Source organism: Microvirga sp. TS319 (assembly GCF_041276405.1).
Classification (GTDB): Bacteria; Pseudomonadota; Alphaproteobacteria; order Rhizobiales; family Beijerinckiaceae; genus Microvirga.
Genome location: NZ_JBGGGT010000002.1, coordinates 2742062 through 2762228, shown reverse-complemented (window position 1 = coordinate 2762228; position 20167 = coordinate 2742062). Strand labels below are relative to the sequence as shown.

The 20167-nt window shown below is 65.4% G+C and carries 19 protein-coding genes; 10 read left to right on the top strand and 9 right to left on the bottom strand.

Annotation, left to right across the window (positions count from 1 at the left end; genetic code table 11):
* Position 1 precedes the first annotated feature (1 nt).
* The 4 genes from AB8841_RS22425 (at position 2) to AB8841_RS22410 (ending at position 3650) form a co-directional block, all read left to right on the top strand.
* Complete coding sequence (locus AB8841_RS22425; protein WP_370437995.1) at positions 2-550, top strand: hypothetical protein; 549 nt, start codon at positions 2-4, stop codon at positions 548-550.
* A gap of 61 nt (positions 551-611) precedes the next feature.
* Positions 612-1178: a hypothetical protein gene (locus AB8841_RS22420; protein ID WP_370437994.1), complete on the top strand. Its 567-nt coding sequence runs from the start codon at positions 612-614 to the stop codon at positions 1176-1178.
* A gap of 193 nt (positions 1179-1371) precedes the next feature.
* Complete coding sequence (locus AB8841_RS22415) at positions 1372-1797, top strand: hypothetical protein (protein ID WP_370437993.1); 426 nt, start codon at positions 1372-1374, stop codon at positions 1795-1797.
* Between the two features lie 167 nt (positions 1798-1964).
* The gene (locus AB8841_RS22410; protein WP_370437992.1) at positions 1965-3650 is read left to right on the top strand and encodes a calcium-binding protein; all 1686 of its coding nucleotides are present in this window, start codon (positions 1965-1967) and stop codon (positions 3648-3650) included.
* A 175-nt stretch (positions 3651-3825) separates the two neighbouring features.
* Here AB8841_RS22410 and AB8841_RS22405 read toward each other — a convergent pair whose 3' ends face one another.
* Positions 3826-4764, bottom strand: coding sequence for a pseudouridine-5'-phosphate glycosidase (locus tag AB8841_RS22405; protein ID WP_370437991.1), 939 nt, complete (start codon positions 4762-4764; stop codon positions 3826-3828).
* 23 nt (positions 4765-4787) lie between these two features.
* Complete coding sequence (locus AB8841_RS22400) at positions 4788-5717, bottom strand: carbohydrate kinase family protein (protein ID WP_370437990.1); 930 nt, start codon at positions 5715-5717, stop codon at positions 4788-4790.
* A 403-nt stretch (positions 5718-6120) separates the two neighbouring features.
* Here AB8841_RS22400 and AB8841_RS22395 point away from each other — a divergent pair, with 403 nt between their 5' ends.
* Both AB8841_RS22395 and AB8841_RS22390 read left to right on the top strand, forming a co-directional pair.
* On the top strand, positions 6121-7191 hold the full coding sequence (locus AB8841_RS22395) for an AraC family transcriptional regulator (RefSeq protein ID WP_370437989.1): 1071 nt from the start codon (positions 6121-6123) through the stop codon (positions 7189-7191).
* Positions 7192-7377: 186 nt separating this feature from the next.
* Positions 7378-9486, top strand: a complete 2109-nt coding sequence (locus AB8841_RS22390; RefSeq protein WP_370437988.1) for a mechanosensitive ion channel family protein — start codon at positions 7378-7380, stop codon at positions 9484-9486.
* 216 nt (positions 9487-9702) lie between these two features.
* Here AB8841_RS22390 and AB8841_RS22385 read toward each other — a convergent pair whose 3' ends face one another.
* Genes AB8841_RS22385 through AB8841_RS22365 form a run of 5 tightly spaced genes read right to left on the bottom strand, consistent with a single transcriptional unit; the run spans position 9703 to position 14561 of the window.
* Positions 9703-10881, bottom strand: coding sequence for a M20 aminoacylase family protein (locus AB8841_RS22385; RefSeq protein ID WP_370437987.1), 1179 nt, complete (start codon positions 10879-10881; stop codon positions 9703-9705).
* Between the two features lie 58 nt (positions 10882-10939).
* A complete protein-coding gene (locus tag AB8841_RS22380; RefSeq protein ID WP_370439344.1) occupies positions 10940-11701 on the bottom strand; it encodes an amino acid ABC transporter ATP-binding protein in 762 nt (253 codons plus the stop codon).
* A gap of 14 nt (positions 11702-11715) precedes the next feature.
* A complete protein-coding gene (locus AB8841_RS22375; protein ID WP_370437986.1) occupies positions 11716-12651 on the bottom strand; it encodes an amino acid ABC transporter permease in 936 nt (311 codons plus the stop codon).
* Positions 12648-13538, bottom strand: a complete 891-nt coding sequence (locus AB8841_RS22370; RefSeq protein WP_370437985.1) for an ABC transporter substrate-binding protein — start codon at positions 13536-13538, stop codon at positions 12648-12650. The genes AB8841_RS22375 and AB8841_RS22370 overlap by 4 nt, the downstream gene beginning before the upstream one ends.
* A 60-nt stretch (positions 13539-13598) precedes the next feature.
* The gene (locus tag AB8841_RS22365; RefSeq protein WP_370437984.1) at positions 13599-14561 is read right to left on the bottom strand and encodes an ABC transporter substrate-binding protein; all 963 of its coding nucleotides are present in this window, start codon (positions 14559-14561) and stop codon (positions 13599-13601) included.
* Positions 14562-14661: 100 nt separating this feature from the next.
* Here AB8841_RS22365 and AB8841_RS22360 point away from each other — a divergent pair, with 100 nt between their 5' ends.
* Positions 14662-15987, top strand: a complete 1326-nt coding sequence (locus AB8841_RS22360) for a PLP-dependent aminotransferase family protein (protein ID WP_370437983.1) — start codon at positions 14662-14664, stop codon at positions 15985-15987.
* Between the two features lie 193 nt (positions 15988-16180).
* The gene (locus AB8841_RS22355) at positions 16181-16552 is read left to right on the top strand and encodes a hypothetical protein (RefSeq protein WP_370437982.1); all 372 of its coding nucleotides are present in this window, start codon (positions 16181-16183) and stop codon (positions 16550-16552) included.
* Positions 16553-16758: 206 nt separating this feature from the next.
* Here AB8841_RS22355 and AB8841_RS22350 read toward each other — a convergent pair whose 3' ends face one another.
* Positions 16759-18168: a PLP-dependent aminotransferase family protein gene (locus AB8841_RS22350; protein WP_370437981.1), complete on the bottom strand. Its 1410-nt coding sequence runs from the start codon at positions 18166-18168 to the stop codon at positions 16759-16761.
* Positions 18169-18286: 118 nt separating this feature from the next.
* On the opposite strand from AB8841_RS22350, the gene AB8841_RS22345 reads away from it, so the two are divergent.
* Complete coding sequence (locus tag AB8841_RS22345; protein ID WP_370437980.1) at positions 18287-19147, top strand: DMT family transporter; 861 nt, start codon at positions 18287-18289, stop codon at positions 19145-19147.
* Between the two features lie 210 nt (positions 19148-19357).
* A complete protein-coding gene (locus tag AB8841_RS22340) occupies positions 19358-19822 on the top strand; it encodes a PRC-barrel domain-containing protein (protein ID WP_370437979.1) in 465 nt (154 codons plus the stop codon).
* Positions 19823-19978: 156 nt separating this feature from the next.
* Here AB8841_RS22340 and AB8841_RS22335 read toward each other — a convergent pair whose 3' ends face one another.
* Entirely contained in the window at positions 19979-20152 is a 174-nt protein-coding gene (locus tag AB8841_RS22335) for a hypothetical protein (protein WP_370437978.1), read from the bottom strand.
* Positions 20153-20167: the final 15 nt, after the last annotated feature.

Sequence of the window (20167 nt, the reverse complement as noted above, 5' to 3'; positions counted from 1 at the left end):
GATGTCCCGCATTGAAACCCATGGCTATGCCATCGTGTCCGACAACGATCGCATTGCCGATGCGACGGGCGTGACGCCGGACGTGCTTCGCAACGATGCGGACTGGGCCTATTTCCAGGCGGAACTCAACCGGTCCGATGTCACGGTCCTGGGCCGTCTGGGGCACGAGGCGAACCCGAATCCCCGCAACCGGACGCGCATGATCGTCTCCTCCTCGTCGCAGGGGATCGAGAGACGCGCGGACGGCTGGTGGTGGAACCCGCAGCGGCTGTCCTGGAAGGAGGCTGCGCGCATGGTTCTGCCCTATGGCGGCAGGGTTGCGGTCCCGGGCGGGCGGCGGGTTTTCGACCTTTTCCTCCAGATCGGCTACGATGCCTTCCACCTCACGCGAGCCGAGGGGATTCTGGTTCCCGACGGCATCCCGCTTTTCTCGGGATGCGAGGGCGGAAGGAAAGCCGAGACGGTTCTCGCCGAAGCGGGCCTCACGCCCGGCTATCGGCAGGTGATCGACCCGGCCGGTCCCGTCAGCCTTGTGGTATGGCGCCGCTGATCGGAAACTTCCTGAGCCTGCGCCGAGTTGACGTGCAGAACCCCTTGTCGGGAAAAAGCACATGCGCTTCACGATACCAGCCGTTCTGATCGTCTCCGGCCTCCTGGCCGGCACTGCCTGGGCTCAAGGGTCATCCGGCGGAGGCTCATCCGGCGGAGGTTCGAGCTCCGGGGGAGGCGGCGCAGGATCCACTTCCAGCAGCACGGGAGCCTCTTCCGGCACGGGAACCTCCTCCACCGGCACCGGAACCTCGTCGGGCATAGGGTCCTCATCCGGCGGCATGACGACGGCGCCGTCCATGGGCACCGCCCCTGCGCCGGACAGCACGTCCACGCTCACTCGCCCGAGCCCGGGCGCGCAGACGCCCGCCAGCCCCGCGACAAATGCGCGCCGGTCCTCGACGCCTGAGGAAGCGAACACTCCGCCAACCCCTCCGCCCGGCACCGAAGGTAGCACGGGCGGCGCTGCGGAGAACAATGCGGCGACGACCACGGGCGCGATCTCCGGCACCAACCTGCGTCCGGGGCAGCCTTCGGTGGTTCCCCGTTCCACAAGGGAAAACGAGCTTCTCCAGGAAGGCCGCGAGCTGGAGGACAAGGCCAAGCAGGGCATCTGCCAGGGCTGCTGAGGCGTCGCCGGTCCCGCCGATCCGCAGGCGCGAGGTGGCGCGGGAGCAGAGCCGGCCGGGCTGGGAAAGCCTTTGAAAAACCTATGGGAATAAAGGCCTTCGCGGGTTCCGTAAGCATTCGTTAACCATGCGCGCGCATTGTTTCCGGGCGGCCGATGGAAGTGTTCCAGGCGATTCACCGGGGGTAGCGCTCATGACCGAAAAGAGCTTCGCAGACACGATCCGTGAAAGGATCGCGGCGGTTGAGGTAGTGACGGAGGCAATTGCTGAGGAGGGAAGCGAGACCGACCTGCGGGACCTGCGCGTCCTGCTCATCAATACCATGAGCCTGCTGAGCCGCGATCCCGGCGTCGAGGCCGCCGTGGACGACCTCTATGCCGCTGCCCGGGAGACCGTGAAGGATGCCCTGGCGGGCGTTCATCCCGTACCCAGGAACGTGCGCCTTCTGCGCAGCGCTCTTGCCCGCTTCTGCGAGAGGGTTCCGGTCGTATCCGGCCTCTCGGAAACAGACGACGCTTTGCGGTTCCGCGGCCTGGAGGCGGCCTATGCGGTTCAGCTCGAGCGCAACGCGGCGGAGACCGACGAGGAAGAGGCTGTGGAGGTTCGTTCCGCAGCTTAGATTCCCATGGCATTTCCGGCGCAGGGGGCGGGCTTTTTAGGGGTGTTATCCTAACGTAAGGTCGGTTATACGAGGGGCTTCTCGTCATGTCCCTCGTGCGGCGCGCCCATCGCTTCACAAGAGTCCCCTGATCCTACGCGGATCGGGCCCAAGCCGGAAAGCGCAGGATGGCCGTCGTCACGTTCCATCGCTCCATGCCTGCAGGCCTTCGCCTCCAGGACTTTTTCAAGCCCGTTCTCGGCGCCGTCGTCTTCGCTCAACAGGGCGAACGGTGGACGGCGAGTTTCCAGGTCAACGTCTCCAACGCGCCGCTCGCCGTTGTCTACGAGGGAGCCGCTCTCTCGAACGAATTCGGCGATGTGTCCTCTCTGCGTTTCGGGCCGAGTGCCTCGCCGTGGCTTTCCTTCGGCGAAATGGGCGGCCCCACCCTGTTCACCTATGACGATCTCGCCGCCTTTCACAGGCAGGGGGCCCAGGCGGCCGCCCTGATCATGGCCGGGAGCGACACCCTCTATGGATCGTCCCATGGGGATTATCTGGAGGGCTATGCGGGAGACGACCTACTCGACGGGCAGGAGGGAGCCGACACGCTCGTCGGCGGCGCGGGCAACGACACCTATATCGTCGACAACAAGGAGGACCGGGTCCTCGAGGCCATCGGGGGCGGCTACGACGTCGTTCAGACGAGCGTGAGCTTCGCCCTCGCGGCGGATTCGGAGGTGGAGGTTCTGAAGGCCACGCCGAGCGCCCGCTCCCTGACCCTGACCGGCAACACGTTCAGGAACCAGATCATCGGAACGCCGGGTAACGATGTCCTGGACGGAAAGGGCGGCATCGACACGCTGATCGGCGGCGCCGGGGACGACACCTACCTGGTCGACAATGCGCTCGACGTCGTTCTGGAATACGCAGGTGGCGGGCGCGATACGGTCATTGCGCAAAGTTCGTATCAGCTCAGCGACCATCTCGAGATTCTCAAGGCCGGCCCGGGCAGCGCCCGCCTCACTCTCACTGGAAACGCGCAGTCCAACGAGATCTACGGAAACGCCGGCAGCAATATCATCCGTGGGCAGGACGGCAACGACAAGCTCTACGGCGACGGCGGCAACGACACGATCGACGGCGGCAACGGCAATGACGTCATCTATGGGGGCATCGGCAACGACCGCCTCGATGGCGGAGCCGGAAACGACAAGCTCTATGGCGACGTCGGAAACGACATCCTGAACGGCGGTTCCGGAAACGACACTCTCTACGGCGGCCCCGGCCATGACAGCCTGAACGGCGGCGATGGAAACGACACGATCTATGGAGACGTCGGAAACGACACCATTCTCGGCGGCAACGGCAACGATCGCATCTACGGCGGAACCGGCGACAACAAGCTCTCGGGCGGCGCCGGAAACGACACGCTCTACGGTGGAATGGACCGGGACACGCTCTCGGGCGGCGACGGGAACGACAGGCTCTACGGCGATGCCGGCAACGATTACCTGAACGGGGGCGCGGGCCTGAACACGCTCTCGGGCGGCTGGGGCCGGGATACCTTCGTCTTCAACACGGCGCTCGATGGCAAGCGGAACGTCACGACGATCACGGATTTCAACGTCGCCGACGATACGATCCGGCTGGAAAACGCCATTTTCAAGAAACTCACCAAGACCGGCGTGCTGAACGAAAACTCCTTCATCATCGGCAGCAAGGCGCAGGATAAGAACGACTACATCATCTACAACCGGAAGACGGGCTACCTCTTTTACGATCCGGACGGATCGGGGTCCTCCAGTCCCATTCTGTTTGCGAAGCTCAAGCCGGGACTTGCGCTCACGCACAACGATTTCATCGTCATCTAGAGCATCGGACGTGGAAAGTGGACCCACTTTTGGGATCCAATCCGATGCTCCCCTCCTTCAATGGCGCATCGTTCGATGCGGAAAACCGGGTCCACTTTTCGCTCGCGCGGCCCGCTGGGTCGGCACGATGCGCTAGCTGGGCCCGCCGGGGCCGCACGATGCACTCATAGGGCAATCAGCCTGCGGGCGTATCTTGCTTCAGCGATGCGGCGAGGCGTGCGGCCAGCGCGGCGTTGTTCTTGATCAGGGCAATGTTCGTGGCAAGGCTGCGCCCGCCGGTGCTCTCGAACAGGAACGACAGCAGGAACGGCGTGACGGCTTTTCCGGTCACGCCCCGGCGCGCGGCCTCGGCGATCGCCCGCTCGATGAAGCCTTTCATCTCGGGTGCCGGAATCTCGTCGATGTCCGGTACCGGATTGGCGATGAGGATGCCGCCTGTCAGATTGAGAGCGTCCTTGGTACGGATGAGATCGGCGATGGCGGCGGGGCTGTCGAGCCGGACCGGAACGGGCAATCCGCTCGCACGGCTCCAAAACGCGGGAAACTCGTCCGTCCGGTAGCCGACGACCGGCACGCCCCGCGTTTCGAGATATTCCAGGGTCCGCGGCAGGTCGAGAATCGCCTTGGCGCCGGCGCAGATCACCGCGACCGGCGTCCTGGCGAGTTCGTCGAGATCGGCCGAGATGTCCATGGTGTTCTCGACGCCCTGATGGACGCCGCCGATGCCACCAGTCGCGAAAACGCCGATACCGGCCAGATGGGCGCAGATCATGGTCGCGGCGACCGTCGTTGCGCCGTGACGCTTCGAGGCAACCGCATAGGGCAGGTCGGCGCGGCTGAGTTTCATCACGCCCGTCGCGGTTCCCAGCCAGTCGAGCTCCTCGTCCGTGAGGCCGATCTTGATCCGGCCGGCGATGACGGCGATCGTCGCGGGCACCGCGCCGTTGTCGCGCACGACCGCTTCGACCTCGCGCGCCGTCGCCACGTTCTGGGGGTGTGGCATGCCATGCGTGATGATGGTGGATTCGAGAGCCACGACGGCTCTGCCTTCATCCAGAGCCGATCTCACCTTGGGCGCGACGTCGAGGAAACGGCCGACCGTGTCGTGGCCCATCAGCATGCTCCTTCACTCCTCTTTCAGGCTGGCTGTCCCGCCACGGCGGATTCCAGCAACGCAAGCGTGAGGTCCGGACGCACGCTCGCCGGACACTCCATGGTCAAAGCGGCCGCTACCGTACCCATTCGCACCGCCTCCGCCAAGGAGCGGCCTTCGAGCAGGGCCACGAGCGTGACGGCGATGAGCGCGTCGCCGGCGCCGGTCGCGTCGACGACCCGCGCCGGGATCGCGTGGACCCTCGTGGGGCCAGTGCGATCCGTCGCGATGAGCCCGCCTTCGCCAAGAGTCAGGACGATTCGTTCGGGGCCGCGAGCGAGCAGAGCGGCTGCTGCGGCGTCGGGCGAGATGCCGGTGTCGTCCAGAAGAGACCGCGCCTCGTCCATGTTGAGGAACAGGAGCCCGACGCCGGTCAGGTCCCGCGGCAGGCGCATCACCTTCACGGCCGACACGGCGTCGATGGCGAGCATCGGGCAGCGCCGCCGCGCCAGCCCGATCAGCTCGCGCAGGGTGGGGGAGGGCAGATTGCAGTCGGCGAAGATCCAGGAAGGGGCGATCTCCGCCCAGATCCGGCGGAGGAACGCCGGGTCGAGGGCATCGAAGATCGCCATGTCCGCCAACCCGAGGGCGAGATCGCCTTCGGGTTCGAGGACGGCGACGTATTCGGCGGTGGCGTGGTCTTCCGAGATCCCGACATGCCGGATGTCGATGCCCAGGCGTGCGAGCTCCGCCCGGATCGCACGCCCGTTCTCGTCGTTCCCCAAAAGCGAGACGAGGGAGGACTTCGTTCCGAGCCTGGCGATGCCCTCCGCCACGTTCCGGGCCACGCCTCCGAACGAGCGCTCGGCCATGGCAGGATTGGACGTCCTGAAGTGGATGGGCGCGCGCGTGCGATATTTCCGATCGACGGTCGCGCCGCCGATGCAAACGATCCTCCCTGCTTCGGGCTTCATCCATCCGGGCCTTTCGGGTGTGAGAATCTTGCCTGTCCGCATGTTACGCCAAGATCGGCCGCGTCCCGAGCGAGGCGGATTTGCGGGGCGTGCGCTCGGACGACGGGCGCACATTGTCCGAGGAGGGGGCTCGATGCTTAAGCCCGATCCCGGCGGCCGACGCCGGAATGATCGGCTGCCTTGATAGTTTGAGACAGATGATTGACCGAAATGGACAAAATGCCCGGTCGATCCCGCGCGTTTGTTGAATTGCGGAGTTTGTCCATTAACATAGGTAAACCCGATGCAATTCAAAGCTGTTTGTACCCGAGTTTGGTCTTAGGCGCTCTCAGACGCGCCAGTTCGGATCATTTTTAATCGATTGCGAGCAGCCACGATGGCCGATCACGTTGTGACTTCGTCCATGTCAAGCGATCGACCGGAGCCCGCGCCACGGCCGGGCTTCGCCGTCGCATCTCCCAGGCCGGCGCTTCCTTACGGATATATCCATCTGGGGGTTGCCAAGGGAGTCGCCCCGGCTTTGCGGGATTTCGGTCTCGACCCGGATGCGACGATCCGGGAGGCGGGGCTCGATCCGCGCCTTTTCGACGATGGGGAAAACGTGATCCCGAACGCGACCCTCGGCCGGTTGCTGAGCCTATGCGTGCTCCAGACGAACTGCCCGCATTTCGGGCTTCTGGTCGGCAGGCGCGCGACGATCCTGTCTCTCGGCATGCTCGGCCGCCTGATGCAGCACTCGGAGACCCTGGGGGACGCTCTGCGCGCCATCGTGACATATCTGGGCGTCCAGAACCGGGGGGCCGTGCCTTTGCTCGCGGTCAGCAACGACCTCGCCCTGTTCTCCTTCATGATCTACCAGCCCCATATCGAGAGCGCTGATCAAATCTCCGACGGCGCTCTCGCCGTCACGGTCAATGCCATCCGGACCCTGATAGGCTCCGACTGGAATCCGACCGAGGTGCTCCTCCCGCGGATCGTTCCCCCGGACCCGGAACCCTATCTGCGGCATTTCCGGGCTCCGGTCCGATTCGATCAGGAAAGCGCCACTATCGTACTGCCCGCGCGCGATCTGGCGCGCCGGATCCACGGCGCCGATCCTCTGATGCGGATCCTGCTGGAGGAGCGGATCGAGCACATGACGGATTCCGCATCGGATTTCGCTGACGGAATCCGGAGGCTGCTGCGGACCCGCCTGACGAGCAACCGGTGTTCGGCGGAGGACATCGCCGCGCTGATGGCGATGCACCGGCGGACATTGAGCCGCCGCCTCAAGGACAGCGGGGCCGGATACCGGATCATCGCGAACGAGATCCGCTTCGAGATCGCCCGCCAGTTGCTGGAGGATACCGAGGTCTCGCTCTGCCAGATCGCGGCGGCTCTCGGCTATTCGGAGGCGAGCGCCTTTACCCGTGCGTTCCGACGCTGGTCGGGCCGAACCCCGACCGCCTGGCGCGCCAAGGGGCGCCAGCGGTAACGCGCGAGCGGAACGACGGGCCGGGAGGTCTGCCCGGGATCCGGCGCGGCTGCTCGTCGGCGCCTGTCAACGCGGGCGGCGAAATCGGTTATAGTTGCTGAAGCCTCCAGGGTCTATGGGGAGATCGGACTGGGACAGAGCGTGAGAGGGACAGGGCAGAGGAGATGGGCCGGCGCCTTGTGGGCGATGGCTGCCCTCGTCTTGATTCATGTGGATGGTCCGGCACTCGCCCAGGCGCCGCGCGCTTCCGCACCTCCCCCGGCACAGGTCGACGAGCTTCTGCGGCTTCTCGAAGATCCCGCCATCCGCCAATGGATCGACCAGCAGCGGCGACCGCCGCCACCTCCCGGAGAGACCGCCCAGACGGCCACCCTTTCCGAGGCCCTCGGGATGCGCATCGCTGCGATCCGGAGGCAATTCATCGACCTCATGTCGGCCATTCCTCGTCTGCCGGAGGAGGCGAGACAGGGCGCGGAGCTGTTGACCGCAGAGCTTCAGAGCCGGTCCCTGCTCAACATCCTTCTCCTGGTGTTCGGGTTTCTCTGCCTCGGAATCGGCCTGGAGCGGATCTTCATCAAGGCGACGGCAAGGGCACGGGAGCGGCTTCTCTCGTCTTCCGGAGACACGGTGAACGGGCGCGTGAAAGCGATCGGCATGCGCCTTGCCCTGGGATTGACCTATGTGGCGATCTTCGGGATCGGGAGTATCGGCGCCTTCCTGATCTTCGACTGGCCGCTCCTGTTGAGGCGCATCGTCCTGGCCTATCTGGCGGCGGCGCTCCTGCTGCGGCTCGCCCGTCTCGTCACACGCATCCTCCTCGCGCCCGGGGGCGCGTGGCGCGTGGCGTCCCGCCGTTTCCGGGTCATTCCCCTGGCCGATCGCGAGGCCCGGTTCTGGTATCGCCGCGCGATGCTGTTCATCGGCTGGTTCGTCTTCGGCTGGGCCACGGTCGAGACGGCCCGCAATCTCGGCTTCTCGTTCGACGGCCGCAGAGTGGTCGCGTATTTCCTCGGGATCGGCCTTCTGGCCATCGCCCTCGAGGTCGTCTGGCGGCGGCCCGTTTCCTCCCAGGTCGCCGCAAATCCCGAACGGCCGGCGCGGCACCACCATCTCGGAAGCTGGCTCCTGTCGATTTACCTCGTTCTCCTGTGGGGGTTCTGGGTCGCGGGGCTCATGGGGATTTTCTGGCTCTCGACCGTCGCCGTCATCCTGCCGCAGGCCGTGACGATCACAAGGCTTTCGGTTCGCAATCTTCTTCATCCCCAAGGGTCGGAAGAACTCTCGGCCGAACACGAGATGAACGCCGTTTACCTCGACCGGGGAATTCGCGCGCTTCTGATCGCCGGAGCCGCCCTGTTCCTCGCCTGGGTCTGGCAGATCGATCTCGTGGAGCTGACCAGCCGCGACACGGCGGTCACGCGGCTGGTGCGGGGCGTCCTGAGCAGTCTCGTGATCCTGCTCCTCGCAGACTTCGTCTGGCAGGTGGTCAAGACCCAGATCGACCGCAGGCTGTCGCGCATTCAGGCCACGACGGTGCCCGGCAGCGAGGAGGCGTTGAAGCAGGCGCGGCTCCTGACGCTCTTGCCGATCTTCCGGATGACGGCCTTCATCGTGCTCGCCGTGGTGGCCGTTCTGATGGCGCTGTCGTCGCTCGGGGTGGAAATCGCGCCGCTGATCGCCGGCGCCGGGATCTTCGGCGTCGCGGTCGGCTTCGGGTCGCAGGCGCTGGTGAGGGACGTGATCAGCGGGATCTTCTACCTTCTCGACGACGCGTTCCGTGTGGGCGAGTACGTCCAGAGCGGCAGCTACAAGGGCACGGTCGAGTCCCTCGGCTTTCGCTCCGTGAAGCTAAGGCATCATCGCGGGCCGATTTTCACCGTGCCTTACGGACAGCTCGGGGCGGTCGAGAACATGAGCCGCGACTGGGTCATCGACAAATTGTCCATCAACGTGACCTACGACACGGATCTCGACCTGACCAAGAAGATCATCAAGCAGGTGGGCAAGAACCTGGCATCGGACCCCGAGTTCGCGCCGCACATCATCGAGCCGCTCAAGATGCAGGGCGTGGAGCAGTTCGGGGATTTCGCGATTCAGATCCGCCTGAAGATGATGACCCGCCCCGGCGAGCAGTTCGCGGTGCGGCGCAGGGCCCTCGCAAATCTCAAGAAGGCCTTCGACGAGAACGGGATTCAGTTCGCGTTCCCGACCGTGCAGGTGGCGGGTCGCGGCGAGAGCGAGCCCGCCGCCGCGCAGCATGCGCTCAAGCTCGTCAAGGGGACGCCGCCCGAGTAAGGCCGCGTACCCTACGGCATCGGACGTGAAATCGAACCCACATCCGATGCTGTAAGTTTATATTTTGAGCATCTTTTCACGCAAAACCGGTTCCCACTTTTGGGTTCGGGGCTCTAGAGCCTTTTCCGCAAAAGTGGATGCCGGTTTTGCGAAGAAAAGGCGTCTTTCTCAAACAACAAATGCCTTTTCCGTGAACCGAAGTTCATGGAAAAGGCTCTAGGCCAGGTAACGTTCGACCAGACGGGCCCAGAGCGCAGCGCCCGTGGTCAGGCTGCCGTCGGCGAAGTCGTACTTCGCGCTGTGCAGAATGGCCGATTTCACGCCGTTGCCGAGCCGCAGGAAGCTTCCCGGCTTGTGCTCGAGGAAATAGGCGAAGTCCTCGCTTCCCGGAATGAGATGACAGGTCGAAACCCGGTCCGCTCCGATCAGTTCCTCCGCGACGGAGCGGGCGAAGATCGTCTCCGCTTCCGAATTGACGACCACCGGGTAGCCCCGCTCATAGTCGATCTCCACGGTCGCGCCGTAGCCGTCGACGACGGACCGGGTCAGCTTGACGATGCGCTCTTCCAGGAGATCGCGAATGTTCGGATCGAAGGAGCGGACGCTCAGCGCGAGCTTGGCATATTCCGGGATGACGTTGACGGCGTTGCCCGCATGGATCGTCCCCACCGTGACGACGGCCGTCTGGGTCGGGTCGATGTTTCGCGAAACGATCGTCTGCAGCGAGACGACCAGGTTGCACGCGACCACCACGGGGTCCACGGTGAGGTGGGGGCGCGAGGCATGGCCGCCGACCCCTTTGATGGTGATGTTGACCGTGTCGGACGAGGCCATCATCGGACCGGAGCGCAGAAGGATGTTGCCTTCCGGTGCGCCGGGATGATTGTGCAGGCCGAAGATCGCATCGAAGGGAAAGCGCTCGAATAGGCCGTCTGCGATCATGGCCTGGGCGCCGCTCACCTTTCCGGCCTCTTCGGCAGGCTGGAAGATCAGCGTGACGGTGCCGTCGAAGCGGCGGGTGCGGGCCAGATATTCGGCCGCGCCCAGCAGCACGGTCGTATGGCCGTCGTGGCCGCAGGCGTGCATCTTGCCCGGCGAACGGCTGGCATAGGGCGCACCGGTTTCCTCCACGATCGGGAGAGCGTCCATATCGGCCCGGATGGCGATGCCCTTTTGCCCGTCGCCTGCGCTCAGGCGTGCAACGACGCCGTGACCGCCGACGTTGCGGGTCACCTCATAACCCCAGCCCTCGAGCTTCTCGGCGACGAAACGCGCCGTTTCGGCCTCCTCGAAGGAGAGTTCCGGGTTGGCGTGGAGATGGCGGCGGATGCCGGTGAGCTCCGCTTCCATGGCATCGAAATCGGAGACTCTGGCGAAGACGTTGTCGTTGAGCATGAATATCGTCCGAATGACTTTGAGAAAGGCTGGCTTGAAAGGAAGGGGCCGTCGACGGTCACAGAAAACGCGACAGGAAGGCCTGCGTGCGAGGATGCTGCGGGTTCCCGATCACGTCCTCCGGGTTGCCCATCTCGACGATCTTGCCGCCGTCCATGAACACGACCCGGTCGGCGGCCTCGCGGGCGAAGCCGATCTCGTGGGTGACGACGATCATCGTGAGGCCCTGCTTGGCAAGGTCGCGCATGGTCGCCAGCACCTCGCCGACGAGTTCCGGGTCGAGCGCCGATGTCGGCTCGTCGAACAGCATCAGCTTGGGCTTGATCGCCAGGGCGCGGGCGATCGCGACGCGCTGCTGCTGTCCGCCGGAAAGCTGGCGCGGATAGCTTTGTGCCTTTTCCGACAGGCCGACCCGCTCCAGCAGGCTCATGGCGTTCCGGGTCGCCTCCTGACGGCTTTCGCCGTGAATGCCCACGGGAGCCTCGATGATGTTCTGCAGCACCGTCATGTGCGGGTAGAGATTGAACTGCTGGAACACCATGCCGATCTTCCGGCGCTGGCGGGCGATGCCGTTCGCGGAGAGCTTCTCCAGGCGGCCGCGATGGAGCCGGTAGCCGATCTGCTCGCCGTCCACCGCGACGAAGCCCTTGTTGATGGCCTCCAGGTGGTTGATGCAGCGCAGGAAGGTCGACTTGCCGGATCCGGAGGGGCCGAGGATCACGACGACCTCTCCGGGCATGATGTCGAGGTCGATGCCCTTCAGCACTTCGAGCTGATCGAAGGACTTGTGGACGTCGCGGACCTGGACGATGGGCTTCATGGTCTGGGCGGCGCTCAATGGCTTGCCTCCTGTACCGCGGCGCCCGCGAGCGCCGGTTTCCCGTCGGCCTTGTTGCGGCGTTCGCTGCGGCCGTAATAGGCCTCGATATAGCCCTGTCCGATGTTGAGGATCGAGGTGATGAGCAGATACCAGATGACCGCCACGAGCAGCATCGGAACGATCTCGAAGGTGCGGTTGTAGATCGACTGCACGGAATAGAGCAGGTCGGCCATCGCGATCACGCTGACAAGGGAGGTCGCCTTGATCATGCTGATGAGCTGATTTCCGGTCGGCGGCACGATGGAGCGCATGGCCTGCGGAATGATGATGCGCCACAGGGCCCGGCCTCTCGTCATGCCGAAGGCTTCGGCGGTCTCGGCCTGGCCGCGGTCCACCGAGAGGAGGCCGCCGCGAATGATCTCTGCCATGTAGGCGGCTTCGTTCAGCGCGAGGCCCACGATGGCGGCCGTCATCGGAGTGATCACCGAATTCGTGTCCCAGCTCGCGAGCGTCGGACCGAAGGGGATCGCGATCGAAAGCCGCGGGAACAGGGTGGACAGGTTGTACCAGAAGATGAGCTGCACGAGCAGCGGCGTGCCCCGGAAGAACCAGATGAAGAGGGCCGCCAGCGAATTCGCGAGCCGATCCTTGGACAGGCGCGCGATGGCGAGCACCAGCCCGAGGATCGTGCCGATCGCCATCGCGACGACCGTCAGCCCGAGGCTGACGTAGAGGCCGCTGATCACCGTCGGATCGAAGAAATAGGCGGCTACGACGGGCCAGCCGAAGTTTTCGTTGTTGGCGACGATCCAGGCGAAATTCGCCGCCACGAGAAGAATGACGGCCCAGAGGATCAATCGGCCCACGCGGAAGGGAGCGTGGGCCGTCGCCACGTCCCGGAAGGGCGCATCGCCGGAGGGCGATGCGCTCGACAGATCAAGCCGGTTCATTTCGGGAGCGCTCCGCCGAGATTGATGCCGGGCTCCTTGATCATGTTGTTCTCGAGGCCCCACTTCTTCATGATCTGGGCGTAGGTTCCGTTGCTCATCAGGAGCTTGATGGCATCGAGAAGCACCGGTCCGAGCGGCGAGCCCTTGGGCACGACGGCGCCCTGATAGAGGTCCTCGAAGCCGTTCCGCTGTCCGGTGCCGGTCAGCTCGAGCTGGCCGTTGGCCTGGGCGACGAAGTAGGTGAGGGGAGCCTGGGAGGAGAAGAACGCGTCGGCGCGCTTCGAGCGGACGGAGAGAATCGAGCTCGGCTGGTCCGTATAGGACTGAACCGTGAGCGCCTCCTTGCCGTCGGCCTTGCACTTCTCCGCCTGAGCCTGGATCACCCGTTCGGCCGACCCGCCGGCCATGACGGCGATGCGGTTGCCGCAGGCGGTATCCAGCGACGTGATGCCCTTGGGATTGCCCTTCTGGACGGCGAAGACGACGAATTCCTGAACCCAGTCGACGAAGTCGTTGGACTCTTCGCGGCTCTTGAAGTCGCCGACGGGGCCGAACGCGAACTGATAGCGTCCGGAATTGACGCCCGCGAGCAGGGCCGGCAGGCCGCCGACCGTGACATGCTCGATCTTGACGCCGAGGACCTGCCCGATCGCGTCCGTCAGATCGTTGCTGGCGCCGGTCATCTCGGTGCCGGTGACGATCTCATAGGGAGGAAACGAACCGTTATTGACCGAGATCATCTTGCCTTCGGTCCGGATGTTTTCCGGCAGGCGCGCCCGCAACTCGTCGTTCACGCTCTGCTTCGGGATGGCGGTTTCCTGTGCCAGGGCCGGACCCGCGAGGACCAGGGCTGCAAGGGCGGCGGAGGCGATCAGTTTCGAATGCATGGGAAGGACCCTTTCGATTGGAGGACGCTGTTTCAGGTCTTCAGTCGTTCTGACAGGAACTCATGCCGCGTCGGCGTGCCATGGGAAGAACTCGGCGGGCGTCAGGACACGCGGAAGAATCTTCTGCTCGTACAGCTCGGTGGCGAAGTCGCTGATCATCTTCTCGTTCGCCTTGAAGCCGCTGATATTCCAGCAGGGAGGTAAATCGGCGGCGCAGCGGCGCAGCTCGTCGATCATCCAGGGGGTCGTGTCGGCGTATTTCTCGCGCTTCTGCAGCCACATGCGCTGGGAGGCGTCGATCAGCTCGCTGAGCTCGTCCATGACCCACGGATTTTCCCGCACGATCTCGGCCTTGAGGCCGATCAGGTGCATGCCCGGCACATAGCCGACCTCGTGGAAATAAGCCACTTCGGCCGCCCTGAAGTCGTCGAGGACCTGGCGGAAGGGCGAGTCTTGGTCGAAGAACCTGGGCGGCATGAACGGGGTGAAGATCGCGTCCAGGCCCCCGTCCTTCAGAAGATCGACCATCGGACGCTCGCCGGGAGCGGCCTCGATGCGGCCCGGGCGGCCGAACCCGTCGAGCCGGTCCGTGATGGGATGGGCCTCGGTCAGCCGGCCCGCATACCACATGGCGTCCTCGACCCCGACGCCTTCGCGACGGATGGCCGCGCGGGTCCAGGTATTGCCGGAATCCCGCCAGCCCGTGATGCCGATCTTCTTGCCGGCGAGATCCGAGAGCTTGCGGATCGGGCTGTCCTTCCTGGTGATGATGCAGCGGTGACGGAACCCGCGCATGATGAAGTTCGGGATGCCGGCGACGCTGTCGTCCCCGTCGTGCCGCAGCTGCGAGTAGCGGCTGAAGGACATCTCGGCCCCGTCATAGGCGGGATCGCGGGCGACGTTGGAGACGAGAGTACCGACCCGATCGACCTTGACGTCGAGGCGCGGCGACCGGACGTCGCCTAGGACCAGAGGCGTCATGTAATCCCAGTCGCGGAGGGCGAGGCGGAGGGTCAACGGCATCGGCATTCACTCGCTGCAAACTTGTTTAACGGCTAATTAAAATGTTCACATGACGTTGATCAAACTCTATTATGTTATTGAACATTAAATCTGGTGCGACATGGCCGAGAGCAGGGACGCGAATTGGTTCACCGACAGGCTGACGGACAGGAGCATTCGCGGGATCGCCCTTGAGACCGGGGCCCTGATCCGGGCGGGCGCGCTTCCCGTCGGGACGAAGCTGCCGCCGATCCGGGATCTCGCCTTCGCCCTCGGGGTCAGCCCCGCGACCATTTCGGAGGCGTGGAGCGAGCTGCGGCGTCAGAAGATCATCAGCGGGCGAGGGCGGAACGGCACCTGGGTGAGCGGCGACCGCTTCGTCGCCAAGCCGAACCGCCTCGGGAGCTCCGGCAATTACGGCGAAGGCATCCTGAACCTGACCGCCGCCGTTCCCGACGTGCGCCTGCTGCCGCCGCTCGCCGAGGCGATGGCCTACGGCGCCTCGGCCGAGAACCTCAACAGCTACGAGCGCAACCGGATCCTGCCGGAGCTGGAGGAGGAGGTGAGGAAGGCGTGGCCCTACGAGCCGGAGGCCTTCCTGGCGACGAATGGCGGCTACAACGCGGTCTATACGCTGGTTCACGCCTTGCTGCCGCCGGGGGCGTCCGTCGCCATCGAGAACCCGACCGGCATGCGCATCCTCGACATCCTGGAGGACCGGGGCGTCCGTATCGTTCCGGTCGAATGCGACGGCGAGGGGCCGCTGCCGTCGTCTCTCGCGGCGGCGATGAAATCCAGGCCCGCCGCCTTCATCTTTCAGCCGCGGCTGCATTCCGTCACAGGCCAGAGCGTCAGCCGGGAACGCCTGGAGGCGCTCGCCGAGGTCCTGAAGGAGAGCGATACGCTCATCGTCGAAGACGATGGCGTCGGGGATATCTCCGCGGCCCCGCGCCATTCCCTCGGGACCCGCTTTCCGAACCGGGTCATCCACATCCTGTCGTTCTCGAAAACGCATGGGCCCGATCTGCGCCTTGCCGTCCTGTCCAGCACCAGGGTGATCGTCGAGCAGATCCAGTCGTATCGCAGCTTCAGCGCGGGATGGACGAGCCGCATCCTGCAGGCCGCCACCGCCTGGCTGCTGCGCGATCCGGCGACGCGGGATTCCGTCGATCACGCGCGCACGGTTTATCACACCCGGCGCGCTCATCTGGTCGGCGCACTGCAGAACAGGGGCGTTCACGCCCTGCATGGCGCGGGGCTGTGCGCCTGGGTTCCGGTGTCCTCGGAGCCGTTCGCCATGGTGACGCTCGCGGCCCACGGCATTGCCATCCATCCGGGGGCCAAGTTCTCCAATCTCCCGACGCGGCATCTGCGCATCGCCACGGCGACCCTGTCGGACCGCTACGAGAAGGTCGCGGACTCGATCGCGCTGGCGGCCGGGACGTGATCGAACGCCGGAGCCGCATGAGGCCGGGCGCCTTCAACGCCATTTGAACGAGGAACAGCGTCATGTTGTCCCGGCGCTGTCGGTTTCCCACTGTGCAGCGCGCGCCTGAAACCGTCGGTTAACCAGGAAGGCGCATCCTAACGCTGCGTGAACTAAGGGACTGGGCGGGCCCTTCATCCGGAGACGATTGCCCATGACGGAGAAGACGCTTAACGAAGCCATCGAAGAGAAGCTGAAGATGATCCCACCCATCGTGAAAGCCATACAGGCCGGGGGAGAGGAGGCCTATCTGCGCGATCTTCAGACCCTCCTGAGAAAGAACCTGGCAAGCCTTCTCGCTCTCTACGAACGCGATCCGGGCCTCGATGCGGCGACCACCGATCTTTACGCGGCGGCGGCCGCCGTCGTCAGGGATGTGGCGATCGCCTCGCAGCCCTATGCGCGCAAGCGCCGCCTGCTCAAGGAAGCGCAGGTGCGGTTCGAGGAGCGGATCGCGCTGGCCCGGCCCAGAGAGCGCCGGCCGACCGCCTCCTGGCGCCAGAGCGAGCTCTTCCTGGCGGCCTGACAGGTGTCGGCCGGCCGGTGAGCGCAAGAGCATCGGACGTGGAAAGTGGAATCCAGTTGCGGGATTGCATCCGATGCTGCCTCCTTCGATGAGCGCATCGTCCCGGCGAAAAACCGGGTCCACTTTTTCGCACGATGCGCGAGGCGGAGCATGCCCTTCCTGTAGCGGCTCCGCTTCATCCTGCCGAGCGTTGGTCCCTCACAGCTTCAGGATCGCTGAACCGGAAGCGAATGCATGGCTCGCCGCAGGACTTCCACGATACGCGCATCGTCCGATTGTGCGACGTTGAACCGGAGGAAGGAGCGGGCGGTCTGCGAGACGCTGAACACGTTACCCGGGGCGAGCACGATGTTCTCGTCCACGGCCATGCGGGCAAGCGCGGCGGAGTCCTGCCCCTCGGGCAGGCTGCACCACAGATAGAAGCCGCCCCTCGGCATCAGCCAGGGCCTTATGCCGAGGGGCTCGAGGCGGGCCGCCATGGCGTGCCTGGCCCGCGCGAGGCGCTGGCGCAGATCGTGCATATGCTTGCGGTAGCCGCCTCCCACGAGCACGCTCGCGACGAGTTCGGATGCGACCGGGCTCGGTCCGCCGAAACAGGTGGCGACCTGGAGATCGGCCAGACCGTCGATCCAGTCCGTCCGCGCCGCGATGTAGCCGCAGCGGATCGAGGCGGAGAGCGTCTTCGAAAAGCTGCCGATCCGGATGACGCGGTCCAGCCCGTCGAGCACGGCGAGGCGGGGTGAGGGCTCAGGTTCGAAATCGGCGAAGATATCGTCCTCGACGATCGTCAGATCGTGAGCCGAGGCCGCGTTCAGGATCCTGTGGGCGGTCTGCGGCGAGAGGGTCGCGCCGGTCGGGTTGTGGAGCGCCGAGTTGGTGATGTAGAGGCGCGGCCGCTCCGCGATCAGAGCCGCCTCGAAGGCCGGCACGTCGGGGCCTGACGGCGTGTACGGAACGCCGACGATCCTGGCCTGATGGGCCCGAAGAAGCGCCTGAAAGTTGAAATAGCAGGGGTCGTCCACAAGCACCGTGTCGCCGGGCCTCAGCAGGAAGCGGCAGATCAGGTCGATCGCCTGCGTGCCCGAGCCCGTGAGCATGATCTGATCGGGTGAGGCCTCGATGCCTTCTTCGGCGAAGCGGCCGAGGAGCCACCGGCGCAGGCGCGGGGAGCCGCGCGTGCTGCCGTAATCGGTCAGCATCGAATCCTCCGCCCGGGCGAGCGTCCGCATGGCGCGGCGAAGGGCGGCGTTCGGCATCCAGTCCGCCGGGAGCCAGCCGCATCCGGGCTTCATCGCCGCGGGATCGGCGTCGAGCGACTGCCGCGAGACCCAGAACGGATCGACCGCCCGGTCGCGCTGGGGCTCGGCCTCCGCCAGCGCGAGCGGCGGCTGGCCGCCGCCCGCGACATAGAAGCCGGAGCCGGGCCGGGCGCGGATCAGGCCCTCGGCCACGAGCCGGTCATAGGCTTCCACGACCGTCGACGGCGAGACGCCCATGGCGGCCGCGAAGCTCCGGATCGAAGGCAGCCGGTCACCGGCCGCAAGGGCGCGGCTCGACACCTTCGAGCGGATCGCCGCCATCACGTCTCCGGTTCGTGTCTGGTCGCCGTTCTTCATCCAGTCCCTGCCAATTGTATGCTCTGCCGTACCCATACAGTTCTGGAAAATTGTATTGCACTGTCTCTGTCGCGGCCAGCCCCGAGATCCTAGGATCCGCCTTTCAAGGAGAAGCGACATGGATCGTACGACGGACGGGTGGGGCAGTGGCCTTCTGGGTGTCATCATCTTCAGCGGCTCGTTGCCGGCGACGCGGGTCGCCGTCGGCGATTTCTCGCCCCTGTTCCTGACCTCGGCCCGTGCGGTGATCGCCGGACTTCTCGGGGCCCTCTTCCTTGCGGGCCTCCGGCAGATGCGGCCGGCGCGCCGCGATCTCGGGTCGCTCGCCGTGGTCGCTCTCGGCGTCGTGGTCGGCTTTCCGCTGCTGACGGCGCTCGCGCTCCGGCACATCACCTCGGCGCGGTCCATCGTGTTCATCGGCCTGCTGCCGCTCGCGACCGCCATCTTCGGCGTCCTGCGCGGCGGCGAGCGGCCGAAGCCCGTCTTCTGGCTGTTCTCGGGCCTCGGCGCTGCGACCGTCGCGGGATTTGCCCTCGTCAACAGCGATGCGGGTTCGCTCACGGGCGACCTTCTGATGGTGGCCGCGGTCGTGCTGTGCGGCCTCGGCTACGCGGAGGGAGCTACCCTGTCGCGAAGGCTCGGCGGCTGGCAGGTCATCTCATGGGCGCTGCTTCTGTCGCTGCCGGTCATGGGCATCCTGGCGCTGATCACGGTCCCTGGCTCCTGGAGCGCGATCGGCGGTCCGGCCTGGCTCGGGCTTGCCTATGTCTCGGTCTTCAGCATGCTGCTGGGCTTCGTCTTCTGGTATCGCGGCCTCGCGCTCGGAGGCATCGCGGGCGTCGGGCAGCTGCAATTGCTCCAGCCGTTTTTCGGCCTGACCCTGGCGGGCCTGCTGCTGGACGAGCCGGTCGCCTGGACGATGATCGCGGCGACGTGTGTCGTCGTCCTGTGTGTCGCTGGCGCCAAACGCTTCGCCTGAACGAGCGCTTCGCGTGAACGCTTGGCTTCTTCGGCTTCGGACCCTCGGGAGAGGGGCGGCACAGGTCTCCGTGCGGCTTCGAGAACGCCTCTCTTGCGGCAACGAATTGTCCGCTTCCGCCGTTCGGTCTGAGCCGGGCCGATCGCGCCGGGTCGCATGCGCGTGACGGCGAGCCCCCGGTGACGCGCAACCGACAGGGAGGGAACTTCCATGACGAGGACCTATCTGATGGCCGCCCTGCTACTGAGCACGACCGCCATGGCGCAGGACCAGACACCCCTCGGCTCGACCGATGCTTCTCCGCCTCGCGGATTCTGGCGCACTTCGGACCTGATCGGGCACAGCGTGGTCGGCGCGAACGGACAATCGGACGGCACCATCTCGGATGTCATCCTCAGCCGGGACGGGCATATCAGCGGCTATGTGATCTCGATCGGGGGCATTGCGGGCATCGGGGAGCGGAAGATCGCGGTCCCGTTCTATACTGTGCGGATCGATCCGGTGGAGACGACGGCCTCGACCGGAATGGTGAGCGGAAACCTGCCGGCAAGCACGGCGGCGGGAGCCAAGACGCGGGCCGACATTCAGGTAAGCGACGTTCTCGCGCCCGAGCGGATCACGCTGGATATCCCGCAGGACCAGCTCAAAGCCGCTCCGGAATTCGTGAAGAAATGACCGCGGCCGTCCCGGTCCATCCGGTCGGCACGTCGTCGCGCATCGGGTGTGACATCGAACGTACATCCGATGCAGTCTAGTCTATGTTCTTGAGCACCTTTTCACGCAAAACCGGTGCCCACTTCCCGCGTTCGATGCTCTTGCGATGCGGCCTTCTCAGCGGCCGGGCGTCTCCGGCGTCACCGGGTGCCCCTCGGCGGGCGCTCCGGCAATGGACCCCGTCGCCCCGGGCGGCTCGTTGCGGTTCACGAAAACGAGCCACAGCGCCGTGCATATCAGGATGACGAGGATCGCGGCGACGGAAAGGGCAAGCCAGTTGCTTTGCCTCATGGCGGGTTCCTCCCG